The organism is Phormidium sp. CCY1219 (assembly GCF_035615515.1).
Lineage (GTDB): Bacteria > Cyanobacteriota > Cyanobacteriia > Cyanobacteriales > Laspinemataceae > CCY1219.
Genome location: NZ_JAJENT010000076.1, coordinates 1 through 260 on the forward strand (window position 1 = coordinate 1; position 260 = coordinate 260).

The 260-nt window shown below is 54.2% G+C and carries 1 pseudogene; it reads right to left on the reverse strand.

Features of this window, described 5'->3' with window-relative positions:
- Positions 1-260: pseudogene (locus tag LKK83_RS00490) on the reverse strand (photosystem II D2 protein (photosystem q(a) protein)); the annotation flags it as partial.

The following is a 260-nucleotide window of genomic DNA, read 5'->3' on the forward strand; positions in this document are numbered from 1 at the left end:
TTGTTGGAGAAGGCAATCCCGAAGATTTGCGACCAGAAGCGGTTCGCAGTGACCATCGAGTAGGTTTCTTCGGCTTGGGTGGGTTCGAAGGCGCGGAAGGTGTTGGACCCTTCGCCGTCTTCAAACAAGGTGTTTTCCACCGTGGCTCCGTGAATGGCGCAGAGCAATGCACCACCCAGGATGCCGGCCACTCCCATCATGTGGAAGGGGTTTAAGGTCCAGTTGTGGAACCCTTGGAAGAACAATAGAAAACGGAAGAT